We start from the raw sequence: 25,104 nt of genomic DNA on the forward strand, positions 1-25,104 counted from the left end.
CGCCACTTCTTATTTAAGAAGTGAGCAATCAACCGACGAAAGTCGGTTTTTTTGTGTCTGAAATTTGGTGTGAGTTACTTCAGCTGGATAGAGTACCTGGCTACGAACCAGGCGGTCGGAGGTTCACTCTCCACAAAAGATGTCCCGAGCCCGCCACTTCTTATTTAAGAAGTGAGCAATCAACCGACGAAAGTCGGTTTTTTTGTGTCTGAAATTTGGTGTGAGTTACTTCAGCTGGATAGGGTACCTGGCTACGAACCAGGCGGTCGGAGGTTCACTCTCCACAAAGTACGTCCCGCGTCCGCCACTTCTTATTAAGAAGTGAGCAATCAACCGACGAAAGTCGGTTTTTTTGTGCCTGTAATTTGGGGTTTGTGTTTCAGCTGGATAGCGTACCTGACTACGAACCAGGCGGTCGGAGGTTCACTCTCCACAAAGTACGTCCCGCGTCCGCCACTTCTACTTTAGGAAGTGAGCAATCAACCGACGAAAGTCGGTTTTTTTGTGTCTGTAGTTTGGTACATATTAGAAGTGGGCACACACCCGTGTGGAGAGCTCCCGGCTCGTGTTATCGACATCCGTGTTTCGCGTTCAACAAGCTGCGACGATAATTAATTGTCGGTCTGCGTCGCCCTATCTTAAATAGTTGCAAATGAAGAGGTGGCGACACACAATTCTCGTACCCTTCGTTTTTCTCAGCAGGCATTTTGTGCGCCAGCCTATATATTCTTTCCTGATACTTGCTATCAGCATCATCACACTGGCTTTTTCATGGCAGGTCGACGCCATTCAGGTCGGCGCCGAGCGCGGTGACAAGTATCTGCCATTACTAAAAGGCAAACGGGTGGGACTGGTGGTCAACCAAAGTGCGCGAGCGCATGGCCAGCACTTGCTGGATTACCTGATAGACCATCAGGTAGATGTGGCTCGGATCTTTGCTCCTGAACATGGTTTTAGGGGAGACAGGGGGGCTGGAGTTTACATTACTGATGGTAAGGATACGAAAACAGGGGTACCCATAGTCTCTTTATATGGCGCCAATAAAAAACCAAAACCTGAACAACTCACAGACATTGATATTCTGGTATTCGATATCCAGGATGTAGGCGTGCGTTTTTACACATACCTCAGTACGATGTTTCTGACCATGGAAGCGGCTCAGCAAAATGGTCTCAGTTACCTGGTGTTAGACCGACCAAACCCCAATATTGCCTACGTTGAGGGCCCTGTTCTGGATAATCACTTTCGTTCCTTTGTCGGTATGGTCCCGGTGCCGATTTTACATGGGATGACACTGGGTGAGCTGGCACGTATGATAGCGGGTGAAAGGTGGCTGGCCGGTGATGGCACTCTTAGTCTTACAGTGGTCCCCGTTGCCGATTACAGTGCTCAGCATGAGTATGTGCTGCCTATCGCACCGAGTCCCAATTTACCCAATCAACAGGCAATTTATCTTTACCCGTCTTTGTGCCTGTTCGAGGCTACGCGTGTATCCGTGGGGCGAGGGAGTGATTTTCCATTTCAGGTCTTTGGTCACGACCAAATCCGACTTGGCCCATTGGCTTTTACGCCACGCGCAATACCAGGTGTCGCAGCTCATCCTAAGTTACAGGGAAAGGCCGTATTCGCCACGGATCTGCGGCATTCAGAACAACGTGGGTTCTCGTTAGACTGGTTAGTGCAGGCACAAGCTGCTTTTACGCAGCACAATGAAGTACTGATTAACTCTCCCGGCTTCTTTGACAAGTTGGCAGGAACCGATGTGGTCCGCCTGGCACTGGCACAGGGTCTAAAAGCACATCAGATAGAAGCAATCTGGCAGCAGGAAGTACAGACGTTTAAGACACGCCGTCTGCCTTACCTGCTTTATAAACGATAATATGACTTTAGTCGTGGAAAATAGCACGCATATTATCATTGGCCCGATCAATGCGGCGTTGCCAGTGTAGGTTGGACTGTGCCAGAGAGACAAAAAGCGTATCTATCAGGTAGCACTGCGATGCACGTGTAAGTATCGCACTGTGGCTAACTGGCTCCGTTTCCTGAACAGTGTAGAGTACATAATCGGCGAGTTCGCTCAGTTGAGAGTCGCCAAAGCGAGTAATTGCAAATAAACGGCACTCATTCAGTTTCGCTTGTTCGGCCAATTTAAGTAGTGCCTTGGTCTGACCGGAATTGCTGATAACTATCAGTAAATCTTCTTTGCCCAGTGAGGCGATATAGCTGGCAGCACTGTATTCATCACTATGGCAGACTGCTGAAATCCCCACCTTTTGCAGTTTAAATGCAAAGTCTTGGGCGACAGACCCTGACGCCCCTTTTGCACAGATCAGTACTTTACGTGCGCTTTTCAGAATCTGTACCGTGCGTTCAAACTCTGAACCGTTATTGAGCTTTTGCGTTGCGGTCAGGGTTTTGTGCTGATTGGCAATGAGTTTTTCGCTGATATCTGCCAAAGAGTCATTCTGCTCAAACTGTGTAGAGCGAGACTCCTGAGCAGAAGCCTGCTCATTCAGGGCATCCACAACAGCGAGTTTGAACGCCGGGAAACCCCGGTAACCTAATTTTTGTGCAAACTTTACGACACTTGACTGACTGACGCCGGCTGCTTTGGCCAGCTCAATTGACGACAAGGTACGTATCTGAGTCCCCGAACTAAGGGTAAAGTCGGCGAGTTTTGCCTCACTTTGTGAGAGAGTTGGCCTTAATGCCTTTATTTTAATAAAAGTAGACATGCGCTTCACTTGGTAACCTGTATTAACAGAGATGTCCATATTATAGGTTCAAAGATGACAATGTGATAGATCGGAAAGATATATTATTGCGCTTTTTAATCTGGTTGGTACCTAAATAAGTTCTTTTTGTTGCGTTTGTAAATTCAGCCGGGAAAAGCTTGGATTTTTCCACGCAACTATTTAAGCTAACGGGTTTACAGCTTGATCTAATAATTAGTAATAGGGAACCTATGTCCTGGTATTCGATTTTACCGCCTTTGATAGCCATTGCCGTGGTGTTCTGGCGTAAAGAGGTCATTGTGGCGCTGATCCTGGCGTTGATCTCTTCAGAATTTCTGCTTGCCCTCAATGGCGAGGGTAATGCGCTTTTTACCACCTTTATTAATAGTATTGAGCGCATCGTGAGTGTGGCAACTTCCCCAGGTAACAGCCGGATCCTGTTGTTTAGTATCGCTATTGGTGCGCTGCTGGCATACATCAGAGAGTCTGGTGGAGTCGGAGCAACGGTTAACAGGTTGCTCAATATCGGAGTGGCAAAGAGCAAGCGCCAGGTTGGTCTGTTGACTATGTTCACTGGTATGGCTGTATTCATAGAGTCGAACATGAGTGTGCTGACTTCAGGGATCGTGTCACGGGGTCTGTTCGACAAATTTAAAATGAGCCGCGCACGACTTGCTTATATCATCGACAGTACCAGCGCCCCTGTGTGTATTCTTATTCTACTCAATGGCTGGGGAGCTTATGTGCTGGGGCTGCTGAGCAACTATGAGCTGGAGCAGTCGGCCGTCAGTATTTTGTGGGGCAGTGTGGCTTTTAATTTTTACGCCATCATCGCTTTGCTTATCGTCTTTTACACCATTGTTTTCGATAAAGTCCATGGTCCGATGAAAGTGGCGGAGCAAGCACTGGCAAAGCAGGACCAGGAAATTGACAAAGGTCCGGCCGCCAGTAAGGCGCGCTTTATGTTAGTGCCATTGGCTACGCTCATCATCAGTATGCTGGGCTTTATGTTGTGGACAGGTGGTGGTGAATTGGCTCAGGGCAGCGGCTCGAAGTCTGTCTTGTATGCCACGGTCCTGGCAACCGCAGTGGCTTACTTACTGCTACTCAAGGCACGTCATTTTACGCATCAACAACTGGTTGATGTGGGCTTTAAAGGCATGGGTGAACTACTGCCTTTGGTCAGTATTGTTTTGCTGTCTCTGACTTTGGGTGCAAGCCTAAAAGAGTTGGGTACCGGAGTGTTTGTGGCATCATTAGTAGGTGATTACTTACCTGTGTACTTTATTGTGCCTGTGCTGTTCTTAACTGGTGCGGTGATGTCTTTCACCACAGGTACTTCCTGGGGAACCTTTGCGATTTTGATCCCCATCGGTGTACCATTGATCCAGACTCTGGGGCTACCACCGTCGTTGGTTGTTGGTGCGATACTCAGTGGGGGTATTTTTGGTGATCATTGTTCTCCGATTTCAGACACCAGCGCGGTTTCTGCTCTGGCTTCTGGGTGTGATTTACTGACCCATGTTAAAACTCAACTTCCTTACGCTATGGTGGGCGGAGCGCTGGCATTGATCAGCTTCTTTATTGCCAGCGTGGTGATGATTTAAGTTGGCCATTCGCCAGCCGAGTCAGGCTGGCGACGTTAAGGACAAGCATACACATTTCCTGGTGCAGGAATTATGGTCGTTAGATGACCCTCTGTGTTTTTGTCCAATGCTAACATCTGACCCTGTGACAGCTCTGAAAATTCGGTTACATCTTGCAGTGCATTCAGCACCGACTGCTTAATTTCTAACAGGGTCTTACTACGGCAGTCAGCGACAAACCAGGTATCATTATCACTGTGAACCAGCCGACCATAAAAGCGTTGCTCGTTGAGCTGCTGATGCTGTTGGTCAAAGTGCTTATCAAGCGCTTGTTTTTGTTCCCGGATATGCGTGACATAATGGCCCTGCTCAACACTGTGGGTTTCGACCTGCTCATAGTCATCAAAGCTCAGAGCGTACACGGGCAATGCTGCATGTTGAGATTGCTCCTGAGTTATCATGACAGTAGCCAACACTATGAGTGCGCCGCATGCCAGGATCCACTGGCTTCTTTGCCACCAGCTGATCTGCTTAGGGCCGGAGTTCGCAGCGCGACAAATGTGTTTTAGGTGCCGCTGATCAAATGCAGACGGTTTGCTTTGTTTCTTGGCTTGCTGATAAGCCTGTTTGAGCTGATCTGTTGGTGACTGATTATTCATCATCTGCTCCTAATTCGTTTTTCAGCGCGGCTCGCGCATAGCGTAGTCGGGTTTTGATGGTTTCCTGTGCAGAATCCGTAATACTGGCAATCTGTTGCAGGGAAAACCCTTCCAGTTGCAGGCTTATTGCTTCTCTTTGCGCTAAAGGCAGCGACAGAATTGCGTTGTACAAGGGCTGATGTGAGTGTGTTTCGTGTTCTGCCTGAGCAGGCATGTGCTGTTCTGGGCTCTCCAAATAGGCTAACTTGTTTTGCCGACGTAGCTCATCGATCAGCGCATTTCTGGCCACTTTGAACAAAAAGGCCTTGGGCGCCTGACTGGTATGATAAGCCTGGCGTTTCTCCACGACCGTCAGCCAGGTTTTCTGACACACATCTTTAGCCAGTTCACTGTCACTTTGGGTAAGTAAAAAGTGATATAAATCATGGTTGTATTTATCTATAGCCAGTTCAAGATACTTATTCTCTCCGCTCAGTTTAAACGCATGTAAAGGATCAGCTGGCTCCGGTTCGGTTGCCGCCAGCCAGTTTTTTAGAGCAAGTAGCATAGGCGTTTCCTTATTGTTATATGTGCGCCCAACAAGTGCACCAGGCAGATTTACACTGATGCACAGCCTTGATATTAATTCTGGTTGAGCTTGAACTCCAGCACGACTTTTTGTCCAGGCTGTGGTTGAGGCTGACCATTGATGATTTGGGGTCTATATTTCCAGCGTTTCAACGCTTTAAGCGCTTCACGGTTGAACACGCGCTTAGGCTCTGCATTGGCAACCCGGGCATCGATGACGGTTCCTGTTTCTGAAATTGTAAAATGCAGCTCAACCCAGCCTTGTGTGCCATCTCGCGCAGCGGTGACTGGATAGCGAGGTTCAACCCGAACGATCGGCGTAGCCTGATTGTCTGTCGGTGTCATCAGGGTACTCATTTGTATCGGACCTGTTTCTATGGTGGGCGCGGATCCTAACCCGGCCAGACCAATGAGCGGCTCTTCAGCGTTCAGTGTCGGCTTTGGTGGGGCCTTGGCCACAGGCTTTGGTGGAGGTGGTAGCTTGTCTCTGACTTCGACCGGGCTATCTTTTTTCAACGTAGGCAAAGAAACCGGGGTATAGGTGATCGGATTTTGTTTAAACTCCAGTTCCTGACTGATCAGATGCTGCATAAAGGCAAACGCAGCGAAGGTGACACCACAGGCACCTATAAACGACAGTAAAACTTTATTCAGTGTTTGATAAGGGCGGGGTGATTGTTCTGCTAAAAATTGACCGTTCATAGGCATACTCCTTGATGATTTATCTATAAAACGGTGCTGAGGTCAAAAAGGGGTGAACTAGTTAGCGTTTTTTTTTCCGATTACGTTAGAATGCGCAAAATAGCGAAACAGATTACCTGACTATCTGGTCATCACAAAAGGCTTTATGGCTTGGCCGGCATGATAGTTTTACGGCATGTGGGAGAAAAAATGCAACTACTGGATATAGATAAAACACGTTACAGAAAGCACCTGAACATAGTGATCGCAGCATGCATTGTAGCTCTGGTTGCGGGCAGCTTAGGGTTTGCACGGATTTTGATAGTTGCCTTTCCGGATCCGGATGGCAGTCACTTTCACTGGAACCTGACTGGGGTGGTGCTGACGTGTGCGATAATCGCTGTGGTGCTCAAACAGGTGCAGTATCACCCGTTTATGTATGAGGTGAATTATGTCTGGCAACTCAAACAGGCGCTCAATAAAGTCACCCGGAAAATGGCTAAGGTAAAAACAGCAGCGCAACAAGGTGATGTAGATGCAATGCTAGCAATGCAGTTTAGTTACAGTGGTTCACGTCAGTTGTGGCAGCTGGACGACAATACGTTGACTATGGAAGAATTGGGTATTTGGCAGGCGGAGCTTGATGCGCTGACTAAACAGTATCAGGTGACGCTGGACCTGGCTCAATATGACGCCTCTTTGTTGGAAAAGTTCTAGCCTATATGAGGCAGGCATAAAAGCATTTTAGCGGCGCAAGTATGACACAAGGTCTTTAGCTGGAATAGAAAGTGAAGTTGTTCCGTGAGGTTTTTTTGATGCTGTACATGGCGACATCGGCACACTCCACCAGGCCTTTCAGATTTTCCGCATGCTGAGGAAAATGCGCTATGCCGATACTGGCACCCACAGCCAGTTCTGTTTGCCCATCGCGGTGCTCAAAGGACATTGGCTGATTAATTGATTCGAGCAGGGTCTGGGCCAAACGAGTGAGCTCTTGCTGCGTAATGTCCAACCGAGCCACCAAAAATTCATCGCCTCCCCAGCGGCATACCAGGTCGGTTGAATCCATAGTGCCAGATAGCTGGCTGGCTATGTGCTTGAGCAGTGCGTCTCCAGCATTATGACCGTAAACGTCGTTGATGGGCTTAAACTTATCCAGGTCGATCAACATCAGGCTAAAGGTGTACTGATTGTCTATCCAGTCCAATAGCAAGAGCTCTGCGCCGTAACGGTTATAAAGCCCCGTCAGACTATCCCGCTGAGCACGCTTGTTGAGCTGGTTCAGCATGGTTTTACGCAAGGTAATGTCGGCAAGAAATACCTGAAAATACCACTTACCGTCGCTAAGGGTATTGAGCATAATAATGCTTAGCCAGACAGTGGACTGAGTGAGTGGATTAATAAACTCAAATTCAGACTGCATTACCTGTTTTTGCTTGATACTGTTTTCGGTGAAGGTATACAGGATATCTGGTGTTTTACAATACAGGCCCAGATTTTCCGGAAAACGCTCGTCTACATCGACACCCATGCCCACCAGTAAATCTTTGGCTGCGTCGTTAATTAACAAAATATCCCCCTCATCTTTGACTAACAAGGTGGGAGAGGAAGACTGTTCAAACATCAGTCGAAAGCGTTTCTCTAGCTCGACGACTTCTGCCCTCAGACTTCGCTCCTGCTCAAACAGGGTTTCTGCTTTATCCAGCAGGGCATTAATGCCTAGTTCAATACGGCCAATCTCATTGTGACAAGCGTGTTTATCGACCAGCAGGCGCTGTGCGCTACCGGGCAGGATCCTTGCCAACTGCTTGCCAAGGTGATTCAGAGGTCGGGTGACCTGCCAGTATACCAGTGCCGTTAGCAAGAGGATGATAGGCAAGATCACCACGAGCATGGTTCTGACGCCTCCTAATGCAATGTTGCGAGCATTTTGCTCAATGATCTGTGTGTTAGGAGCAATATGTATGGTGCCAATGTTTTCAGACAAAAAGAAGGGATTAACGAGGTGAATCTGGATACTACCAGGACCACTGTGCAATATACTCTTAGCCAGCAAGGTGTCTTTACTGACTAGAGCTGCAGATAAAATAATATCGTTGCTGACCAAACCATTAACGACTTCAGTGGCTAAATCTTTGTCTTCCAGATAGGCGGCGATAGATGCGGTGGAAGACACCGTTTTGCCAATCTGCAAAACAATGCCACTCGATCGGGCTAGCTCTTCTTCAAAGACATGTCGATAATATAGCTTGGCATAGATCACACTGAAGAGCAGTGTCATCAGACTCAGTAAAAGGGTTAGCCGTGTGATCAAACTGTGTTTATTGAACAAAACGATACACCACTTTGACGTCCTCTGTTAGTGCCGCCTCGGGCACATAACCTATTGCATCTGGTGTAGATGCGACCTCTTCAAGTATAGCCTCGATTGACTGATACGCCTGTGGAAAAGAGGCTTTACCACTAAATTTTACCTGTGACCAATATGCGTTGATCTGGCTCATCGGGCGGCCCGTTAGTGTAGTGAGAAATTTTGCACGTAACGGATGGCCCTGATCATAATCCAGTACGGTGGCTAATGTGCCATCCGGGAAAGCGGTGTATTTACCCATATATAGGTCAATTAACTGATAGTCAGATAGCTGTTGATTGGGATTATCACGATGTACAATGACTACCAGTGAGTCGGCGGCTTTTGCTGTACTAGTAATCAACAACAACACGCATAAAGCAAAACGCACGAGTGTCCAGAGCTGCATCAGAACACCCAATTCAGACTCAGCCCCAGAGACTGAAAGTCGTTGTCATGGTTTACAGAAGATAACTCTTTATGGAGATAGAATGCGGATGGCAGTTGCTCTACTTGGGTATGGTCCAGCTGAATTTTCGCAGCCAGCGTCGACGTTAAACTACGGCGCCAACTGACAGACCAGGTATGCTGGTCTATCAAATAGAAGTTGGTATGCCTGATCACGCCTTGATACAAGCTGGTGAGTTGAGGCGTGGTGAGCAAAGGCCCAGGATCAATGCGATTATTTGATTTTGCTGCGCTTAAAGTCATCAGCCAGGTGTCGTCATCGATGTGCATACCGACGCTGATATAGCCGGCTTTAAGGTGATTGAGTACCTCAGAGGCTGAATCGATATAAGAGATCTCACTTTGCATTATCCAATGGCTATCGTCGTACTTGGCACCGAGTGTAAAGTAATTAAATCGCTTCCCTTTAATCTGGAGTGAGTCAATTAATGCCTGTCGTGTTGGCCAGATCGCTTGTGGTATTTGCTGTAACGCATTTAGCAATAGCTTCTGTTGTTCATTGGTATTACCGGCTTTGGTTGTGGTGTAGTTGGTGCGCAACAACCAATTTTTAGTTTGCGCAGACAGGCTTAAGCCATAGATAGAGTCTAATTCTACATCCCACATAAAGTCATCGTCGCTAATTATCGGTGCGCTCGATTTTCCGCTAAAGAACTTGTAAGACAGGACACTTTCCTCAAGAGGGTAAGTGTAGGTAATGTCTATGCCGTCCATGTTTTGGTGCGGAACCACCGCATAAAACTCGGTCGGAGGGTGGCCGTAATTGAAGGCATAACCAATATCCCGAAATTCCGTCATCATATACAGGTCAAGGCCTGTCCGGCCAATACGCAGCTGCCAGTTAGGCGTCAAGGTATAACGAGCAAAGGCCATTTGAATGAGGTAATCAAGTTTGTACTCTTTACGCTCTTTTAATACGGTCTGCGCAACCCATTGTAGTTGCGAAGAAGATTGCCATTCGAGTTGTACCCCAATAGAAGAGTTCGCCAAACTGGGTTCACCCAGATAACTGGCGTCTGGTTGAGAGATCACGTGTCTGATCCCCGCAGTTTGAGAGTTGCTGATGTTGATATCCAGGGTGGCAAAACCATCCACTTTGACGTCATTAGCCAGAGCCGGTATTGAGAGGCCCCAGACCAAGTATAAAAACATCACAATTTTCGAGCGCATCAGTTACCATTAAGATATTATTTCAGTAGAAATGCACTAGTGCGAGCGACACTGAGCAGTTCTTAATAGCCTAGCGTTGTTCGGTGTATTTGCCAGTATTTAGTCTGAGGACTTGTAAGTGGGTGGCTTTGCCACCATATAGTCAGTTATAGTATTTTTTGTGATAATATCACATCTTTGCAATTAGGTATTTTGTAGTCGTGGCACAAGTAAGAGCAAGAGTTGAGCTGAATGTTGGGCAGCGTAGTCATATCCCCGCAGAAATCGTCTCATTTGAAGGGTTAAAAGATGGCCAGGAGCATGTTGCCCTGGTGTTTAATCGTGCCGACAGCGAGCAGTCAGTACCACTGATCAGAATGCACTCTGAGTGTCTGACTGGTGATGTATTTCATTCATCACGATGTGATTGTGGCGAGCAGCTAAACGAGAGTATTGAAGCTATGCACCAGCAGGGAGGTGTGTTGCTGTACTTGCGCCAGGAAGGCAGAGGGATTGGTCTGTATAACAAGATTGATGCCTATGTTTTGCAGTCACAGGGCATGAATACCTATGAAGCTAACAACCACCTTGGATTTGCTGATGATTTACGGGACTTTTCGGATGCAGTCCTGATGCTACAGGCTTTGGGTTTGGATCATGTTCGTCTGATGACAAATAACCCCCGTAAGCTCAATGCGCTAAGAGAGGCAGGGATCCAGGTTGAAGAAGTTGTGGGCACCCATGCCCATGTCAAAGTGGGTGTTGCCGGGAATCGCAACTATCTGGAAACTAAGGTGAAACATGGGTCGCACATGCTTGATATAAAAAAGATCAAGAAACAGGATGAAATGTAGGTTTGTGCTATGACACTGGCCGGTCGAATTGTCCGTTTGACCAGTGTCGGCTCACTCGCCTGTCGGCAAGGAGTTGAAATTTCCCCAGTCTGAGCTTTTAAGTCCCTCTATGACCCAGTATAATCGACTTGTTTCACAACGAATTGATGAATATGCCAACAGAATTTAAAACGTTTACCGCAGGGTTTGGTTTGCAATGGCTTAAAGCCGGATGGATTATTTTCAAATCCCAACCTGTTACTTTTGTAATGATGTACCTGCTCATGGTTGTTGTGAGCCTGGTGCCATTTGTCTTTCCACCGTTGCAACTGGTTGCAGTCTTAGCATCGCCGTTTCTCACTGCCGGCTTTTATCTGGCTGTGGTGAAAAAACAGCAGGGTCAGGGCATTACGCTGGCCGATATATTGGCTCCGTTTTCTACTAAAGGCCGGCGACTGAATCTGTTTCGATTCGGCTTGTACCAAATGGGCGTGGCACTGCTTTTGAGCGCCTTACTGAGTGTATTATTTGGCCCTGCGCTGGAAATGCTACAAAGCGTTGATGAACAGAGCGAGCAGGCTGATGTGTTTGCGCAAGTACTTGCTCAGATAACATTTGCGGATGTGGCTATTTTCGTCGTGGTGCAATCGGTTGCTATGATGGCGTTTGCCTATGCGTTGCCTCTTGTTTTCTTCCGGGGGGAAGTGAGCATTATTCAGGCCATGAAACAGTCATTAACCGTGTTTTATCGTAATATGGCGCCACTGACGGTGTTTGGTGCTTTGGTTGCCATGCTCATGCTATTGTGCATCCCCATGTCTTTAGTGCCGCTGATTGTCGTGATGCCGATTGCTTACATTGGCTTTTTTGTGTCATTTCAGGCGATTGTCTCCACTTCGGAACCACCCGCACCCTCAGATGATGCATCGTCACAGTCACAAACACAAAGTGGCCGGTTTGATGCCTGATGGATGAAAAGCAGGAACATGAAAAGAAGCTAAAGAATTACGCACTTTGGTTGTTATCCCGACAGGAATACTCACGTCAGTTACTGGCCCAAAAGTTACGGGCAAAAGACGCTGAAGAGACGTATATTACACGCCTGCTTGATTGGCTGGAGTCGTTGGGCTATCTCGATGATAAACGCTACAGTGCCAGCTTTTTGTCACAGCAAGTTGCCAAAGGGTTGGGTGAAAAACGTGTTATGATGGATGCACAACGTAAAGGTATCGATAAATCTTATTTACAACACTTAATAGAAGAACAAGAAGTCGACTGGTTTAGTGTGGCATTACGCGCCTACGAAAAAAAATATAGCCGGTCGACAAATCAATTGGATTACAAAGAAAAGTCAAAACGAATTCGCTATATGATGTCGCGCGGATTCCGTTATGACGAAATAGATTATGCTATTGAGACACACTCACAGAGTGAGTAGTGTCTGTCACTAGCGCAGCAAAAAAGGGTAATGAGCACATGCAGCAGATGACGACCGCACAGATAAGGCAGAGCTTTCTTGACTACTTTGCCAAACAACAACACCAGGTGGTGCCTTCAAGTTCACTGATCCCGGGTAATGACGCCACGTTGTTATTTACCAATGCCGGAATGGTGCAGTTTAAAGATGTGTTTTTAGGTGGTGAAAAACGTCCTTATAACCGAGCGACCAGCTCACAGCGCTGTGTGCGTGCAGGTGGTAAACATAACGACCTGGAAAATGTGGGTTATACCGCGCGTCACCATACCTTTTTCGAAATGCTGGGGAATTTTAGTTTCGGTGATTACTTTAAAAAAGACGCCATTCGTTTTGCCTGGGAGTTTTTGACAGAAGAAATCAAGCTTCCCAAAGAAAAGCTGCTGGTGACTGTTTATCATGAAGACCAGGAAGCGTACGACATCTGGGCGAAAGAAATGGGGGTTCCGGAAGATAAGATCATTCGTATCGCGACATCGGACAACTTCTGGTCGATGGGTGACACAGGTCCTTGTGGTCCTTGTTCTGAAATCTTTTTTGACCATGGCGAAGAGATCTGGGGCGGACCTCCGGGCTCACCGGAAGAAGACGGTGACCGCTTTATTGAGATTTGGAACCTGGTCTTTATGCAGTATAACCGTCATGCCGATGGCACGATGGAGCCACTGCCTAAGCAATCAGTTGACACAGGCATGGGCCTTGAGCGTATTTCTGCAATCATGCAGGGCGTGCACTCCAACTATGAGATTGACCTGTTTCAGGCATTGATTGCTGCCGCTGCCAAGGTCACAGGTGCACAGGACCTTGAAGATAAATCGCTGCGAGTGATTGCTGACCACATTCGCTCTTGTGCCTTTTTGATTGCAGACGGTGTGATGCCATCTAATGAAGGGCGCGGTTATGTATTGCGTCGTATTATTCGCCGTGCAGTACGTCACGGTAACAAGCTGGGTGCCAAAGGCGCATTCTTCTATCAGTTGGTCAGTGCACTGAGTGAGCAGATGGGTGACGCTTACCCTGAGCTGGTCAAGCAAGGTGCCATTATTGAAAAAGTCCTGCGTATTGAAGAAGAGCAGTTTGGCAAGACATTAGACCGTGGTCTGGCTATCCTGGAAGAGCACTTGGCGTCTCTGGAAGGTGACGTGATCCCGGGTGATGTGGTGTTTAAGCTCTATGATACCTATGGTTTCCCGGCGGATTTGACCGCCGATGTAGCCCGTGAGCGCTTTATGACTATCGATGAGCGCGGCTTTAAAGACTGTATGGAAACTCAGCGTAAAATGGCTCAGCAGGCCGGTAAATTTGGAGCCGACTACAACGAGCAGCTGAAATCTGAAAAATCGTCAGACTTTAAAGGCTATGATGCCACTCACTACACCGGTACTGTGGTGGAGCTGTTCAAAGAAGGTCAGTCTGTTTCAGTACTTGAAGACGGTGAAACGGGTATTGTGGTACTGGACCGCACGCCGTTTTACGCCGAATCAGGTGGTCAGGTTGGTGATACCGGTAGCCTGAAAGTGGCAGCGGGTGAGTTTGTTGTTACAGACACGCAAAAGCTGGGTAATGCCATTGCGCACCATGGTCAGGTTACAGGCCGTATTGGTGTGAATGACAAAGCGGATGCGCAGGTGGATTCCGCGCGTCGTGAAGACATTAAGAAAAACCACACAGCGACACATATTTTACACGAAGCGCTGCGTCAGGCGCTGGGCGAGCATGTTGCTCAAAAAGGCTCTTTGGTCATGGCAGACAAGCTGCGTTTTGACTTCTCTCACTTCGAAGGGGTGAGTAAAGCACAGCTGCGTGACATTGAAGATGCCGTCAATGCCCAGATCCGTACAAACTTCGCACTCAATACTGAGTTAATGGACATTGATGCGGCCAAAGAAAAGGGCGCAATGGCGCTGTTTGGCGAAAAATACGACGACGAAGTGCGCGTAGTCTCGATTGGCGATTACTCTATCGAACTGTGTGGTGGTACACACGTATCACGCGCCGGTGACATTGGCTTGTTCAAGATTGTGTCTGAAGGCGGTATTGCTGCCGGTGTACGCCGTATCGAAGCGGTAACCGGTGCTGAAGCCATTAATTATGTGGCCAGTCAGGAACAAACCCTGGCAGAGATTGCGGCGTTAGTGAAAGGCGATAATAGCAGCGCACTGGATAAAGTCGCGGCTCTGATCGAGAAAGCCAAAGGCCTGGAGAAGCAGGTGTCTCAGCTAAATGACAAGCTGGCCAGTGCTGCGGGTGCATCTTTGCTTGAGTCTGCAATTGAAATCAATGGTATCAAAGTGTTGATCGCCAATGTGGCTGGTACTGAGTCAAAAGCACTGCGTGGCATGGTTGACGACCTGAAAAACAAGATGGGCTCAGGGGTTATTGCGCTGGGCGTAGCCAATGGTGATAAAGTCAGCTTGATTGCGGGCGTGACCAAAGACTTGGTTGGCCGTGTGAAAGCGGGCGAGCTGGTTAACCATATGGCTGCTCAGGTGGGTGGTAAAGGTGGCGGCCGTCCGGATATGGCGCAGGCTGGCGGTTCTGAACCTCAAAACCTGGATGCGGCACTGGCCAGTGTTTCTGCATGGCTGGCTGAGAAAACGCAATAACACGTGGCGCTCATTGTTCAAAAATTTGGTGGCACTTCGGTGGGGTCTATTGACCGCATCGAAGCGGTCGCCGACTTGGTCGTCAGAACCCGACAGGCTGGCCATCAAGTTGTGGTGGTGCTGTCGGCGATGTCTGGTGAAACCAATCGTTTGATTGAGCTTGCCAAACAGATAGATACACAGCCCAATCCCAGAGAGCTCGACGTTCTGCTTACTACGGGTGAGCAGGTGTCCATTGCTTTGCTGGCGATGGCCATTATCAAACGTGGCCACTCCGCGATCAGTATGCTGGCTGAACAGGTCGGTATCTACACTGACAACATGTTTGGCCGGGCGCGTATCACACATATTGAGACGGCTCGCCTGCGACAAGAGCTGGAGCAGCATCATATCAGTATCATTGCTGGTTTTCAGGGGCGTGATCAGGAAGGTAATATTACCACCCTGGGCCGGGGCGGAACGGATACCAGTGCGGTCGAAATAGCAGCCGCGCTTGGTGCAGATGAGTGTCAGATCTACACTGATGTGGATGGTGTCTACACCTGTGATCCCCGTATCGAACCCAAAGCTCGCCGTATGACTCAGGTCACTTTTGAGGAGATGCTGGAGTTGGCGAGTTTAGGTGCTAAGGTGTTGCAGATACGCTCAGTTGAGGCCGCGGGGCGTTATAAATTACCATTGCGGGTTTTATCTACCTTTAAGCCAGATGCCGGGACCTTGATAAACTACGAGGACAACCCCATGAATAATAAGGTGGTATCAGGGATTGCCCATCAGAAAGATGAGTGTCTACTGATAGTCAGACAGGTACCTGAGAGCCCTGCAACCTTGGCTGCAATCTTGTCACTCTTTGGTGAATATGCCATAGAAGTAGACATGATCAGTCAAATGAATCAACAGACTGGCAAAATAGACTATGCTTTAACTGTGCATAGCAATGATCATCTGCAGGCGCTGGATGTGCTCAAGACGCATCAGCATACGTTTGGGGCAGTTGAAATCGTCAGTAACTCAGCGGTTGCAAAAATATCAGCGGTAGGGGTGGGGTTAAAATCGCATTCAGCGAATGTCGGAACATTCTTTTCTGCGCTGGCGGCAGAGAATATTTCACCCTTGTTAGTTGCAACCTCAGAAATAAAGATTTCAGTATTAATCGATGAGCGATATCTTGAGTTAGCAGTACGTGCTCTGCATGACGCTTTTAAGCTGGAAAGTGACGATTAAGCAATAATTTTGCTTACTTTTACGGAAACTTTTCATTAAAATGAACAAGACGCGGAATCTTTTAAATTTTGGAATAACAGGAGCAAGAGAATGCTAATTCTAACTCGCCGTGTAGGCGAAACTCTAATGATAGGTGATGAAGTAACTGTAACCGTATTAGGTGTTAAAGGAAATCAAGTTCGTATTGGCGTTAACGCCCCTAAAGATGTTTCTGTACACCGTGAAGAGATCTACATGCGTATTCAGGCTGAAAAGTCTAACCCAACAACGGGTAATATGTAAGACACGGCCATTCCCGGCGTCCATGCCCGGTAGAATTCGAGAAAGTAGCCACTCATTCGTGGCTATTTTTTTTGCTCAGAATAAAGTTTAGTGCGTCGCTGGACAGGGCTTTTTTTGAGATGTATTGATTTGTACCTGCTCGTACTAGAACCACACCTAATTCCGTTTCCGCGATCTCATTCACATCCGCCCAACGTATCTGATATGACTTATAAGGGTTGGTTGCTGTGATCCCCTGCTCATCAATTTCCAGTGTTATTTTACTGCCACTGGCACGGGTAACCATTTGCCTTGCTACCCACCAGGGGCGTCGATAATAGTGTGCAATGCACTCTAAAACGGCTAGCAAAATCAAAAAGTTACCTAAGTATGCGTTGTTGAGGCCATAAATTGAAACGCAACCAAGAATGAACAAGAACGCGACCAGCGCGTACTTGGGCTTGCTTACGTTGCTGTAAGGCAATGATTGATCGAAACATTCACGAAAGTAATTTTTATCCAGTGTAAATTCGCAGTGAAACACAAACACAACTCCAGTTATCTCATCCTCCCATTATACCTCTAATTCGCCTGCGTGAGCGACTTTACGTAAACTGCGGATTACCTCGCTTGGTAATTGTTAACAGTCTAAAGAAATGCCTTTCTTGGTCATACCAATTGTATGTTTCCGTTCTGGGTCGCTGCCTCAGTGAATATTTTTTATGCCACCTCTCTATTTTTGTCAGGTATCTTGACTATTTTTCATATTTATTTGGCTGTTTTCATTAAATATTCATTTGGAATATTGTAACAGGTTGAATTTATGTGTTTATTTCAATTGGTAATACCAATTTACACGTGAGTTTACAAAGCGACCTGTTTTGCTATGATGATTGCATAAATATCTATAAATTGTGGCTATCTATTGTATCTGCATGATGTCACGTAAAAAATGTTAACAACAAGGGGAGAGCAGAGATGGACATTACAGCCTTACTGGCTCAGGCCGCCAACTTAATGCTGACCGGCATGGTCGGGGTGTTCGTATTTTTGTCTATTTTGATCATCGCAGTGAAAGGGTTATCCAGGTTTGCTGCTCCGGCAGAACAGACACCACCAAGTTCGCGGAGAACTAAATCAAAGCCGACGAGTGAAGAACAGGTACCCGGTGAGCATCTGGCAGCTATCAGCGCTGCGATTTCACAATACCGCAATCAGCACTTCCAATCAGAAAAATAATCAAGGGGTCCTTTATGTCACAGCTCAAACTTACAGAACTGGTACTGCGCGATGCACATCAATCGCTATTAGCCACTCGTATGCGACTGGAAGATATGCTGCCAATTGCTGAGAAACTGGATCAGATTGGTTACTGGTCAGTCGAATCCTGGGGAGGAGCCACTTTTGATGCCTGTATACGGTATTTGGGTGAAGATCCCTGGTATCGGATCCGCGCTCTAAAAGAGGCTATGCCCAACACTAAGCAACAGATGTTGTTGCGTGGCCAGAACTTGTTGGGATATCGGCATTATGCTGACGATGTCGTTGAAAAGTTTGTTGAGCGTGCTCACCACAATGGTGTCGATGTATTCCGAATTTTCGATGCTATGAACGATGTACGCAACCTGGAAACCGCTATACGTGCAGCCATTAAAGTGGGGGCACATGCGCAGGGTACCATCTCATATACGGTCAGCCCGGTACATACCCTGGATATGTGGCTGGCGCAGGCGAAGCAGTTGGAGCAAATGGGGTGCCATTCAATCTGTATTAAAGACATGGCAGGTTTACTAAAACCTTATGATGCCGAAGTGTTGATCCGTGAACTGAAAAACACGGTGTCTGTTCCAATCGCCATGCAATGTCATGCTACTACGGGCCTGAGTACCGCAACGTACCAAAAAGCGGTGGATGCAGGCATCGATATGCTGGATACCGCCATCTCGTCCATGAGTATGACTTATGGTCACAGTGCCACAGAGACTTTGGTGTCGATCGTTGAGGGCACTGAACGGGATACCGGACTGGACTTATTGCAACTTGAAGAAATTGCCGCTTACTTCCGTGATGTCCGTAAAAAGTACGCAGCTTTTGAGGGCAGTCTAAAAGGGGTTGATGGGCGTATTTTATCGGCGCAAGTTCCGGGAGGTATGCTGACCAATATGGAAAATCAGCTCAAAGAGCAAGGAGCTGGAGACCGTCTTGATGAGGTGCTCAAGGAAATCCCATCTGTACGTCAAGATTTGGGCTTTTTGCCGTTGGTGACACCGACCTCTCAAATCGTCGGAACTCAGGCGGTACTGAATGTCCTGACAGGAGAGCGCTACAAAACCATCACCAAAGAAACCGCGGGTGTCCTCAAAGGCGAATACGGGAAAACACCCGCACCGGTCGACCAAGCTTTGCAGCAGCGTGTACTCGATGGAGCAGAAGCGATCACCTGCCGCCCGGCAGACCTAATCGAGCCAGAGCTGGCACAGCTTGAATCTGACTTACTGGAGAAGGCGAGCAGTCTGCAGTTGAGTCTTAGTGAAGCCGTGGTTGATGATGTGCTTACTTATGCCTTGTTTCCGCAAATTGGCCTGAAATTTCTACAAAACCGAAATAATCCAGAGGCATTCGAGCCTAAACCTGAGCTGGTACAGAGTGACTCTGCGGCACCTAAACCGACACGCTCGAAATCAGCGCAGGAGCGTTATAGCGTCCAGGTGGATGGCAAAGTGTATAACGTGTTGGTAGCACCTGGTGGGGAATTACAGGAAGTCGCGGTGAAGGACAGTGAGCTAATGCCACAATCGGCATCGGTCAGCAGTGGTGAAACGCTAAACGCACCTTTGGCGGGTAATATTTTTAAATTGCATGCTCGACGAGGGGATGTAGTAGAGCAGGGCGATCTGGTATTGATTATGGAGGCGATGAAGATGGAGACCGAAGTGCGGGCGACCCACAGCGGTAAGATTGCCGATATCCTGGTTAACGAAGGTGACTCAGTGTCGGCTGGCGATGCCATTGTAGAGCTGGCCTAGGAGATGTTTGATGGACGGACTATTTAATCTGTGGTCAGCGACTGGGCTGGCCAACCTGACTTTACCAGCGTTGGCAATGATTGCGGTCGGCTGTGGGCTACTATATCTGGCAATTGCAAAAGGATTTGAGCCTTTATTGCTGGTGCCAATTGGCTTTGGTGCCATTCTGACCAATATACCCGTCGCGGGTCTGGCAGATCCTGGTGGGCTGCTCTACTACGTTTACTATATAGGTATAGACAGTGGTGTGTTTCCGTTACTGATCTTTATGGGCGTCGGCGCATTGACGGATTTTAGTGCCTTAATTGCCAACCCGAGGATGTTGCTGTTGGGGGCGGCTGCTCAGTTTGGTATTTTTGCGACTTTATTTGGGGCCATCTTACTGAACTATGTACCTGGCTTCGAGTTTACCCTGCAAGATGCTTCCGCGATTGCCATTATCGGAGGGGCTGATGGCCCGACTGCAATTTTCCTTGCATCGCGCTTATCTCCGGAATTGTTAGGGGCCATTGCGGTTGCTGCTTATTCTTATATGGCGCTGGTGCCGATTATTCAGCCACCCATTATGCGTCTGTTGACCACAGAAGAGGAGCGCAATATTACGATGCCACAGTTGAGGGCTGTCTCAAAGCAGGAGAAGATCCTGTTTCCTCTGGGCGTTCTGGCACTGACACTGTTATTCCTGCCTGCTGCAACCCCACTGGTTGGCATGTTTTGCCTGGGTAACCTGATGAAAGAGTCTGGGGTGGTTGATCGTCTGAGCAATTCTGCCCAGAACGAAATCATTAATATTACAACTATTTTCCTTGGATTAGCAGTGGGCTCTAAATTGGCCGCAGATCAGTTTCTGACCGTAGAGACCATAGGGATCCTGGTACTGGGTGCGGTGGCCTTTAGCATAGGTACAGCCTCTGGCGTCTATATGGCGAAGATGATGAATCGCTTTGCCGGTGACAGCCCGATTAATCCGCTTGTTGGGGCTGCTGGCGTATCCGCAGTACCTATGGCTGCCCGGGTTGTAAATAAGGTTGGTCTGGAAAGCAATCCACACAACTTTTTATTAATGCATGCAATGGGTCCCAATGTGGCAGGCGTACTTGGAAGTGCCGTTGCCGCAGGCATTTTGCTTGCACTTGTCGGTTAACACTCTCCAACCTGTTGCGCGAAGTTATGCTTCGCGCTTTTTTCTTCCGTGCTCTGGACCTTCAAATTAGACACCGCCCGACACTTGGCAAACTGGCCACTGCTATGGCATGGTAACACCATTAATAAAAGGAGCGCGTAGTTTTGAATGTTCTGATAATTCTGGCAAGCTTGATAGTCGCCTTGCTGATCCTGATCCCTTTACTCGAAAAGTACCAAAGTCGAGTTGGGCTCGATAAAATGCAGAAATACGGGAAGTATATTTTACCTCTGGTGATGATTTCTATCGTGATTCGTCTGATATACGGGATGGTGCAGGGCTAATGGTGTGCACTCAGTAGCAAGCTGCTGAGTGCACTTAGTATGATTAATCGACTTGTGATTGCAAGTAACGCTGAATAAATTCCGTTGCTTGCTGGTACTCTGTTTCAAGTGCGTCACGCAAGTGGATCAGCTCATCACTGGTCAGCTCTTCATTTTTACAACGATGCTCGAACTGAGTGGCCATATCAGCAACACGGTGTGCACCAATGGTTTTTGATATGGATTTGAGCTGATGACAGGCTTCGACTATTTCTTCCTGACTCATAGAAATGACGGCACCATTGATATCTCTGGCCAGTTCACTACTTTGCTCGAGATACATCCGGAAAAACCGCAATCGTTTATTGGCGTCATGGTTGACATACTTATCCAGCTGCGCTAAGTCAATCGGCTCCTCTGGCGCTGATTGAGCTGGTTCTGCACTGTCGTCAGGCTCCTCCGCCACTGTGCTCTCATCTACTGGGTCAACGCGCTGCTGATCGACAGTCTCCGACTCTGTATTTTGCGGCTGTGATTCCTGCTTTTTCTCTGGAACCTGTGGTTCCTGTGCTTGCTGAAGAGGTGCACTTACCGGTTCAGTGGTCGCAGCTTTGGATCCACTCACCTCTGTTTGTTCTGTGTGAGGTTGTTTTTGTGCTGCACCTGTTGATTGTTGCCAGGTGTCCAGTGTTGCCTCGAGTACATTGAGCTCGACCGGCTTAGTGATGTAATCATTCATGCCGGCTGCCAGGCAGCGATCACGCTCACCTTTCAGGGCATTGGCCGTGATTGCAATGATATAAGGCTGAGCATTAATGTCTTCTGCTTGTTCCGCTTCTTCACGGATCTTAGCAACCATGTCGTAGCCTGACATTTTTGGCATGTGCAGATCGGTAAGAATAATGGGGTAATGGGACTGTTGCCAGCGAGCCAGGCCTTCTTCACCGTTTTCAGCGACTTCTACGCCATAGCCTAATAAATGTAACTGATCGGTCAGTACCTGCTGATTCAGTACATTGTCTTCTACCAGCAACACCAGCTTATTAGCAGCTCTGGCATCTTCGACATTCAGGTATTTGTTCAATGAGCGCGAAGGCTTGAGTTTCTTAGGCTGATGAAGACCCGCTGCGACCAGTACGGCTGTCATAAAGCTCGATTTGCACAAAGGCGCAGCGTTGAGATAGAAGATACGGTCGTGGTTGAGCGCAGGCTCATCCATAGTGCTAAGCACAATGACTTGCTGATTGTTGTGTTCGATTGAGTAGAGTAAATCGCGCAGCTGGCCATTCACTTTGTCCATGCCATCCAGGCCGTCCAGTACCCAGATCACATCGCTGTCGTATTGATATTCGCTGAGCTCGTCGGCCTCTTTTAGCACCACAGTATCTGCGCCCATAAATGACAAGTAACGGCCAACAATGTTGCGGCGAGCCTGGGCATGGGTCAGTACCACAACCCTTTGACTGTTTAGTACCGCTTTATTTGCATAGGCGATTTTACCTTTGACGCTAAATGGCAGTTCTACTACAAATTCACTGCCCATACCTATGTCAGAACTCACGTGAATGGATCCCAGCATCAGTTCAACCAGACTTTTACAGATTGATAAGCCCAGTCCCGTACCGCCATACTCTCGGGTAATAGAGCCTTCGGCTTGAATGAAGGGGTTAAAAATCTCCCTAAGCTGCGCCTGGGTCATGCCTTTGCCGTTATCGGTGACGGTAAAGCGCAAGGTGTAGTGTTCAGAGGTGTTCTGCGCTACTTCTACCGCAATTTTTACAAAGCCGCGTCTTGCGTCGTCTGAGGTCGTGAACTTAATCGCGTTACTACACAGATTGTATAGTACCTGACGAACGCGCACTGCATCACCTACCAGATTGTTGGGGATATCTGGTGCAACAGACAATTGCAGATCCAGCTTACGTTTTCTGGCCACGGATGAGAGGACTCTTGCCACTTCTTCTATGGTCTCCGCCACAGAAAACGCGCTATTGTCCATCTGAAGCTTACCGGCTTCAATTTTAGAGAAGTCGAGTATGTCGTCGAGTATTCCCAGTAACGAGAAAGCGGAATCACGAATAATGGTGGTCAGGCGATGTTGCGCGCCGTCCAACTCAGTCTGACGCAACAAGTCAATGGTGCCAATAACACCATTCATGGGTGTTCTTATCTCGTGGCTCATGGTCGCGAGGAAAGTTGTTTTCGCTTCACTGGCACGTTCGGCATTTAATGTGGCTTTTTCCAGTGCCAGCGTTCTGGCCTGAACTTCAGACTCTAAACTGGTTTGTAGCTGTTTTAACTCTCTTTGCGCAGCCTGATTACCTTGAATAATATCACGGATCTGATTGATCAGCTGATTGATGCCAATCGCTGTTTTTGACAATCCAAAGCTTAGTTTCTCTGTGACATGAATATCGTAAGACTTTTGGTCCAGCAGGTGCTGTAGTTCTTCGTTGAGCTCTGTCAGGTCTTTACTCAGGCGGCCAATGATCTGGCGTTTCAGAAACAGGCCAAAGGCGATGGTCAGGATCAAAGCACAAACGGCTAACAACATGCTGGTCACAGGCGTTGCGTTCGAGACGCTCTGCTGTGGGGCGTATCTTAAAATCAGTTCTCCAACGGGTAAGTCATCCAATACCAGAGGTTGATGTACAACGAGCTCCCCACCCTGGTCTACTTTGGCCTGTCGTTTTATTGGTGCAATACTTTGCTCATTACTTTGGTACACCAGACTAGGTTGCCCTATGCCACTGTCACTATATAGATAAAGTTCTATGTCCGGATTGCTGGCTTCAAATGCCGAGAGTATCTGTTTGGCATAATTGTACCCAAGTTTCATCATCGCGTGTGACAATGGCGTTGAGATGTCCTTGGCTAACAAAACAAGGTCGGGCCGCGGGGTGGAATCTGCTTTATCCTGGTTTTTACTTGGCCATGTGAAGGCAGCGGCCGCCGAGATAGCTGCAATAATGATAGTAACGACGATAAATAGAGGCACAAACCCCTTTATATTCGTATGAGACGAGTTTTCCATTATGTGATTCCGAACCCAACTTTTGTGCTATGTTTCTTTGTTGGTGCAATCCTACCACCTATAGTGGATGAATTCTCCCCGTTTTTACCTAAGGTAAGTGATAAAATCAGGTTACAAAGGGCTTTAAATTGCCAAATAAAGCGGGAAATTTAATCGATTAAACGTGTTTTGTCGGAATAGTGTTCAGTCAAACACGGAGTTTAAAAAAAAAGTTGACTTAACAAGGCAAAACCCGTTTAATACGCCGCACGCCCAGATAGCTCAGTCGGTAGAGCAGAGGATTGAAAATCCTCGTGTCGGTGGTTCGATTCCGCCTCTGGGCACCATTTTTAAAAGGTGCGCCGACTTAGCTCAGTTGGTAGAGCAACTGACTTGTAATCAGTAGGTCATCCGTTCGACTCGGATAGTCGGCACCATTTTAGCCCAGATAGCTCAGTCGGTAGAGCAGAGGATTGAAAATCCTCGTGTCGGTGGTTCGATTCCGCCTCTGGGCACCATTATTTTTTTGAGTCTGAAATTCAGATTCCTGCTTTAAAGCAGCACAATATAGCAAGTTTTAGCCCAGATAGCTCAGTTGGGCGAAACAAGACCGAAGCACTGCTTCGCAGCTTGTTGAGGTGGAGTCAGGACGACGACAGGCCACCGCTTCATGGACGAAAGAGTAGCACAATATAACCAATTTTAGCCCAGATAGCTCAGTCGGTAGAGCAGAGGATTGAAAATCCTCGTGTCGGTGGTTCGATTCCGCCTCTGGGCACCATTTTAAAAAGGTGCGCCGACTTAGCTCAGTTGGTAGAGCAACTGACTTGTAATCAGTAGGTCATCCGTTCGACTCGGATAGTCGGCACCATTTTAGCCCAGATAGCTCAGTCGGTAGAGCAGAGGATTGAAAATCCTCGTGTCGGTGGTTCGATTCCGCCTCTGGGCACCATTATTAAAAAGCCTCGCATTAGCGGGGCTTTTTACTTTCTGTTCTAAATTAAGTTAGTTGGCGCAATCGAACAC

22 protein-coding genes and 6 tRNA genes are annotated in these 25,104 nt (G+C 47.8%); 19 read left to right on the forward strand and 9 right to left on the reverse strand.

Annotated features, from left to right (window positions below; genetic code table 11):
* The first annotated feature begins 709 nt into the window (after window positions 1-709).
* A complete protein-coding gene (locus ACXAH1_RS23680) occupies window positions 710-1,879 on the forward strand; it encodes an exo-beta-N-acetylmuramidase NamZ family protein (protein WP_475200106.1) in 1,170 nt (389 codons plus the stop codon).
* A gap of 7 nt (window positions 1,880-1,886) precedes the next feature.
* Here ACXAH1_RS23680 and ACXAH1_RS23685 read toward each other — a convergent pair whose 3' ends face one another.
* Window positions 1,887-2,735 (reverse strand): MurR/RpiR family transcriptional regulator, encoded by an 849-nt coding sequence (locus ACXAH1_RS23685; RefSeq protein ID WP_475200108.1) that lies wholly within the window; start codon window positions 2,733-2,735, stop codon window positions 1,887-1,889.
* A 230-nt stretch (window positions 2,736-2,965) separates the two neighbouring features.
* Here ACXAH1_RS23685 and ACXAH1_RS23690 point away from each other — a divergent pair, with 230 nt between their 5' ends.
* On the forward strand, window positions 2,966-4,342 hold the full coding sequence (locus ACXAH1_RS23690; RefSeq protein WP_475200112.1) for a Na+/H+ antiporter NhaC family protein: 1,377 nt from the start codon (window positions 2,966-2,968) through the stop codon (window positions 4,340-4,342).
* 35 nt (window positions 4,343-4,377) lie between these two features.
* Here ACXAH1_RS23690 and ACXAH1_RS23695 read toward each other — a convergent pair whose 3' ends face one another.
* From ACXAH1_RS23695 to ACXAH1_RS23705, 3 genes are all read right to left on the reverse strand, one after another.
* A complete protein-coding gene (locus ACXAH1_RS23695; RefSeq protein WP_475200114.1) occupies window positions 4,378-4,980 on the reverse strand; it encodes a hypothetical protein in 603 nt (200 codons plus the stop codon).
* Window positions 4,973-5,527, reverse strand: a complete 555-nt coding sequence (locus ACXAH1_RS23700; protein ID WP_475200116.1) for an RNA polymerase sigma factor — start codon at window positions 5,525-5,527, stop codon at window positions 4,973-4,975. The genes ACXAH1_RS23695 and ACXAH1_RS23700 overlap by 8 nt, the downstream gene beginning before the upstream one ends.
* 74 nt (window positions 5,528-5,601) lie before the next feature.
* The gene (locus ACXAH1_RS23705) at window positions 5,602-6,249 is read right to left on the reverse strand and encodes an energy transducer TonB (RefSeq protein ID WP_475200119.1); all 648 of its coding nucleotides are present in this window, start codon (window positions 6,247-6,249) and stop codon (window positions 5,602-5,604) included.
* A 189-nt stretch (window positions 6,250-6,438) separates the two neighbouring features.
* Between ACXAH1_RS23705 and ACXAH1_RS23710 the strand changes: the two genes are divergently transcribed.
* On the forward strand, window positions 6,439-6,945 hold the full coding sequence (locus ACXAH1_RS23710) for a DUF3087 domain-containing protein (RefSeq protein WP_475200121.1): 507 nt from the start codon (window positions 6,439-6,441) through the stop codon (window positions 6,943-6,945).
* A gap of 55 nt (window positions 6,946-7,000) precedes the next feature.
* Here ACXAH1_RS23710 and ACXAH1_RS23715 read toward each other — a convergent pair whose 3' ends face one another.
* Genes ACXAH1_RS23715 through ACXAH1_RS23725 form a run of 3 tightly spaced genes read right to left on the reverse strand, consistent with a single transcriptional unit; the run spans window position 7,001 to window position 10,216 of the window.
* Window positions 7,001-8,509 carry a diguanylate cyclase domain-containing protein gene (locus tag ACXAH1_RS23715; protein WP_475200123.1) on the reverse strand — a complete coding sequence of 503 codons (1,509 nt, stop codon included), beginning with the start codon at window positions 8,507-8,509 and terminating at the stop codon, window positions 7,001-7,003.
* A gap of 40 nt (window positions 8,510-8,549) precedes the next feature.
* Window positions 8,550-8,987: a type 2 periplasmic-binding domain-containing protein gene (locus ACXAH1_RS23720; protein ID WP_475200125.1), complete on the reverse strand. Its 438-nt coding sequence runs from the start codon at window positions 8,985-8,987 to the stop codon at window positions 8,550-8,552.
* On the reverse strand, window positions 8,987-10,216 hold the full coding sequence (locus ACXAH1_RS23725; protein WP_475200127.1) for a hypothetical protein: 1,230 nt from the start codon (window positions 10,214-10,216) through the stop codon (window positions 8,987-8,989). Before ACXAH1_RS23725 ends, ACXAH1_RS23720 begins: the two co-directional genes overlap by 1 nt.
* A gap of 200 nt (window positions 10,217-10,416) precedes the next feature.
* Here ACXAH1_RS23725 and ACXAH1_RS23730 point away from each other — a divergent pair, with 200 nt between their 5' ends.
* From ACXAH1_RS23730 to csrA, 6 genes are all read left to right on the forward strand, one after another.
* Window positions 10,417-11,049, forward strand: a complete 633-nt coding sequence (locus ACXAH1_RS23730) for a GTP cyclohydrolase II (protein ID WP_054015491.1) — start codon at window positions 10,417-10,419, stop codon at window positions 11,047-11,049.
* A 152-nt stretch (window positions 11,050-11,201) separates the two neighbouring features.
* Window positions 11,202-11,996 carry a BPSS1780 family membrane protein gene (locus ACXAH1_RS23735; RefSeq protein ID WP_475200128.1) on the forward strand — a complete coding sequence of 265 codons (795 nt, stop codon included), beginning with the start codon at window positions 11,202-11,204 and terminating at the stop codon, window positions 11,994-11,996.
* Complete coding sequence (locus tag ACXAH1_RS23740) at window positions 11,996-12,466, forward strand: regulatory protein RecX (protein ID WP_475200130.1); 471 nt, start codon at window positions 11,996-11,998, stop codon at window positions 12,464-12,466. The genes ACXAH1_RS23735 and ACXAH1_RS23740 overlap by 1 nt, the downstream gene beginning before the upstream one ends.
* A 38-nt stretch (window positions 12,467-12,504) precedes the next feature.
* The gene (gene alaS / locus ACXAH1_RS23745) at window positions 12,505-15,108 is read left to right on the forward strand and encodes an alanine--tRNA ligase (protein ID WP_475200132.1); all 2,604 of its coding nucleotides are present in this window, start codon (window positions 12,505-12,507) and stop codon (window positions 15,106-15,108) included.
* A 3-nt stretch (window positions 15,109-15,111) separates the two neighbouring features.
* Complete coding sequence (locus tag ACXAH1_RS23750) at window positions 15,112-16,332, forward strand: aspartate kinase (RefSeq protein ID WP_475200134.1); 1,221 nt, start codon at window positions 15,112-15,114, stop codon at window positions 16,330-16,332.
* Between the two features lie 90 nt (window positions 16,333-16,422).
* Complete coding sequence (gene csrA / locus ACXAH1_RS23755) at window positions 16,423-16,614, forward strand: carbon storage regulator CsrA (RefSeq protein WP_010386837.1); 192 nt, start codon at window positions 16,423-16,425, stop codon at window positions 16,612-16,614.
* A gap of 52 nt (window positions 16,615-16,666) precedes the next feature.
* On the opposite strand, the gene ACXAH1_RS23760 is transcribed toward csrA, so the two are convergent.
* Window positions 16,667-17,143, reverse strand: coding sequence for a YcxB family protein (locus ACXAH1_RS23760; protein WP_253048489.1), 477 nt, complete (start codon window positions 17,141-17,143; stop codon window positions 16,667-16,669).
* Between the two features lie 428 nt (window positions 17,144-17,571).
* On the opposite strand from ACXAH1_RS23760, the gene ACXAH1_RS23765 reads away from it, so the two are divergent.
* The 4 genes from ACXAH1_RS23765 to ACXAH1_RS23780 all read left to right on the forward strand — a co-directional run bounded on the left by ACXAH1_RS23765 (window position 17,572) and on the right by ACXAH1_RS23780 (window position 21,086).
* Window positions 17,572-17,832 carry an OadG family protein gene (locus tag ACXAH1_RS23765; protein ID WP_253048487.1) on the forward strand — a complete coding sequence of 87 codons (261 nt, stop codon included), beginning with the start codon at window positions 17,572-17,574 and terminating at the stop codon, window positions 17,830-17,832.
* Between the two features lie 14 nt (window positions 17,833-17,846).
* Window positions 17,847-19,619, forward strand: coding sequence for a sodium-extruding oxaloacetate decarboxylase subunit alpha (gene oadA, locus ACXAH1_RS23770; RefSeq protein WP_475200138.1), 1,773 nt, complete (start codon window positions 17,847-17,849; stop codon window positions 19,617-19,619).
* Between the two features lie 10 nt (window positions 19,620-19,629).
* A complete protein-coding gene (locus tag ACXAH1_RS23775) occupies window positions 19,630-20,763 on the forward strand; it encodes a sodium ion-translocating decarboxylase subunit beta (RefSeq protein WP_475200140.1) in 1,134 nt (377 codons plus the stop codon).
* Window positions 20,764-20,906: 143 nt separating this feature from the next.
* The gene (locus tag ACXAH1_RS23780) at window positions 20,907-21,086 is read left to right on the forward strand and encodes a hypothetical protein (protein WP_253048474.1); all 180 of its coding nucleotides are present in this window, start codon (window positions 20,907-20,909) and stop codon (window positions 21,084-21,086) included.
* Between the two features lie 43 nt (window positions 21,087-21,129).
* Here the strand turns inward: ACXAH1_RS23780 and ACXAH1_RS23785 are convergent, their stop codons facing one another.
* Window positions 21,130-24,099: a hybrid sensor histidine kinase/response regulator gene (locus tag ACXAH1_RS23785; protein ID WP_475200142.1), complete on the reverse strand. Its 2,970-nt coding sequence runs from the start codon at window positions 24,097-24,099 to the stop codon at window positions 21,130-21,132.
* A 250-nt stretch (window positions 24,100-24,349) separates the two neighbouring features.
* Here ACXAH1_RS23785 and ACXAH1_RS23790 point away from each other — a divergent pair.
* The 6 genes from ACXAH1_RS23790 to ACXAH1_RS23815 all read left to right on the forward strand — a co-directional run bounded on the left by ACXAH1_RS23790 (window position 24,350) and on the right by ACXAH1_RS23815 (window position 25,030).
* Window positions 24,350-24,425: transfer RNA gene (locus ACXAH1_RS23790), tRNA-Phe, on the forward strand.
* Window positions 24,426-24,439: 14 nt separating this feature from the next.
* Window positions 24,440-24,515 (forward strand) — tRNA-Thr (locus tag ACXAH1_RS23795).
* A 5-nt stretch (window positions 24,516-24,520) separates the two neighbouring features.
* Window positions 24,521-24,596: transfer RNA gene (locus tag ACXAH1_RS23800), tRNA-Phe, on the forward strand.
* A gap of 187 nt (window positions 24,597-24,783) precedes the next feature.
* Window positions 24,784-24,859: transfer RNA gene (locus ACXAH1_RS23805), tRNA-Phe, on the forward strand.
* Window positions 24,860-24,873: 14 nt separating this feature from the next.
* Window positions 24,874-24,949: transfer RNA gene (locus ACXAH1_RS23810), tRNA-Thr, on the forward strand.
* 5 nt (window positions 24,950-24,954) lie between these two features.
* A tRNA-Phe gene (locus tag ACXAH1_RS23815) sits at window positions 24,955-25,030 on the forward strand.
* Window positions 25,031-25,104 lie beyond the last annotated feature (74 nt).

Source organism: Pseudoalteromonas sp. AWH4_217 (assembly GCF_056161105.1).

Excerpts from the sequence above, each read along its gene's own strand:
- ACXAH1_RS23685 (WP_475200108.1), bottom strand. The coding sequence starts at position 2,735 with ATGTCTACTTTTATTAAAATAAAGGCATTAAGGCCAACTCTCTCACAA.
- ACXAH1_RS23690 (WP_475200112.1), top strand. The coding sequence starts at position 2,966 with ATGTCCTGGTATTCGATTTTACCGCCTTTGATAGCCATTGCCGTGGTG.
- ACXAH1_RS23695 (WP_475200114.1), bottom strand. The coding sequence starts at position 4,980 with ATGAATAATCAGTCACCAACAGATCAGCTCAAACAGGCTTATCAGCAA.
- ACXAH1_RS23700 (WP_475200116.1), bottom strand. The coding sequence starts at position 5,527 with ATGCTACTTGCTCTAAAAAACTGGCTGGCGGCAACCGAACCGGAGCCA.
- ACXAH1_RS23705 (WP_475200119.1), bottom strand. The coding sequence starts at position 6,249 with ATGAACGGTCAATTTTTAGCAGAACAATCACCCCGCCCTTATCAAACA.
- ACXAH1_RS23710 (WP_475200121.1), top strand. The coding sequence starts at position 6,439 with ATGCAACTACTGGATATAGATAAAACACGTTACAGAAAGCACCTGAAC.
- ACXAH1_RS23715 (WP_475200123.1), bottom strand. The coding sequence starts at position 8,509 with ATGACACTGCTCTTCAGTGTGATCTATGCCAAGCTATATTATCGACAT.
- ACXAH1_RS23720 (WP_475200125.1), bottom strand. The coding sequence starts at position 8,987 with ATGCAGCTCTGGACACTCGTGCGTTTTGCTTTATGCGTGTTGTTGTTG.
- ACXAH1_RS23725 (WP_475200127.1), bottom strand. The coding sequence starts at position 10,216 with ATGCGCTCGAAAATTGTGATGTTTTTATACTTGGTCTGGGGCCTCTCA.
- ACXAH1_RS23735 (WP_475200128.1), top strand. The coding sequence starts at position 11,202 with ATGCCAACAGAATTTAAAACGTTTACCGCAGGGTTTGGTTTGCAATGG.
- ACXAH1_RS23740 (WP_475200130.1), top strand. The coding sequence starts at position 11,996 with ATGGATGAAAAGCAGGAACATGAAAAGAAGCTAAAGAATTACGCACTT.
- alaS (WP_475200132.1), top strand. The coding sequence starts at position 12,505 with ATGCAGCAGATGACGACCGCACAGATAAGGCAGAGCTTTCTTGACTAC.
- csrA (WP_010386837.1), top strand. The coding sequence starts at position 16,423 with ATGCTAATTCTAACTCGCCGTGTAGGCGAAACTCTAATGATAGGTGAT.
- ACXAH1_RS23765 (WP_253048487.1), top strand. The coding sequence starts at position 17,572 with ATGGACATTACAGCCTTACTGGCTCAGGCCGCCAACTTAATGCTGACC.
- oadA (WP_475200138.1), top strand. The coding sequence starts at position 17,847 with ATGTCACAGCTCAAACTTACAGAACTGGTACTGCGCGATGCACATCAA.
- ACXAH1_RS23775 (WP_475200140.1), top strand. The coding sequence starts at position 19,630 with ATGGACGGACTATTTAATCTGTGGTCAGCGACTGGGCTGGCCAACCTG.
- ACXAH1_RS23785 (WP_475200142.1), bottom strand. The coding sequence starts at position 24,099 with ATGGAAAACTCGTCTCATACGAATATAAAGGGGTTTGTGCCTCTATTT.